Below are 1,162 nucleotides of genomic sequence, written 5' to 3' on the forward strand. Positions count from 1 at the left end.
AAATACTACGTATATTGAAAGCCGAAAATAGTCTAGTGATGATGGCAAAGAGGTCACACCCGTTCCCATACCGAACACGGAAGTTAAGCTCTTTAGCGCCGATGGTAGTTGGGGGCTTCCCCCTGTGAGAGTAGGACGTCGCTAGGCACTTAGAAAAGTCGAGGATTTACTCCTCGGCTTTTTTTCTGTGAAAATAATCGAATATCCTTAAATTAGATGGAGAATCTGTACGATTTATTACGGTGTTTATGTACCAGGTGCTTTGGTTATAGAACGTGAAAAGAGAGATGCATCATATATTCGATGCATCTCTTTTTTCTATATGTGACTGCCATGCGTATGAACTATGGGGTACAAGCCCCGAACTGCGAGGATGGAAGTAGTGATAAGTCTAATAACAAGGTTGTGTCCGTGATGTCGAGGAATCTGAAGGAAGCTGGCGGCAAAGCACCGGTCAATGTCCGTGATGAAGGCAAATATCTTGAATTTGAAAAGCATTTTAGACCAACATGTGTACTTGGACACAGCTATTGTTATGACAGCTTCCATGAAAAATATCAAACGCTAAAGTTCGCAAGAACAAAGGAATGTGCAACCTGTCCAATTTGTGATGATTCCCTCTGTCAAAAAGTTTTCAAAATAAAATGTGATGGTAGTAAGTCGTCTAAATGCTTTATTATAACCACAAACTCTAGCAGCATAATCTTAAAAAGTGTAAGTTTCCTTAAGCTCTTGAAAAATATGTTTTATGATTCAATAGAGATTAGGAAAACAATAAAACATTAAATTTACTTCAGATTGTGGGTCTAATATAAAATTGTTTTTCAATTAGTTTCTCGACAAAGTAAAAAACTATATTTTTTTCAGAAAAAGTGTTGACCTTTTTGGATTAAGGGTGTAGTATTATACAAGTCGTTAAGACAGCTACTGAAAAACAATTATATCAAACGAAAATTAGTTGTTGACATCTAGCAAACGACATGATATTATATAAGAGTCGCTGCTGAGAAAGTGGTAACGAAATGAACCTTGAAAACTGAACAAGCAAAACGTAATCAATAAAGTTTTTAGTAGCTAACCTTGAGTTAGTGAACGAAACAAAATTTTGGACATCAAACATGATGCCAGCAAAACAATTTGAGCTAATCAAATTTCTTTTATG

Annotated in this window: 1 protein-coding gene and 1 rRNA gene; both read left to right on the top strand. The window is 36.0% G+C overall.

Annotation, left to right across the window (positions count from 1 at the left end; translation table 11 throughout):
• The first annotated feature begins 31 nt into the window (after positions 1 to 31).
• Positions 32 to 147: ribosomal RNA gene (gene rrf / locus AC1DCY_RS27150) — 5S ribosomal RNA — on the top strand.
• A 267-nt stretch (positions 148 to 414) separates the two neighbouring features.
• Complete coding sequence (locus tag AC1DCY_RS27155; RefSeq protein ID WP_477355794.1) at positions 415 to 786, top strand: hypothetical protein; 372 nt, start codon at positions 415 to 417, stop codon at positions 784 to 786.
• Positions 787 to 1,162: the final 376 nt, after the last annotated feature.

The organism is Lysinibacillus sp. 10T31 (assembly GCF_056394365.1).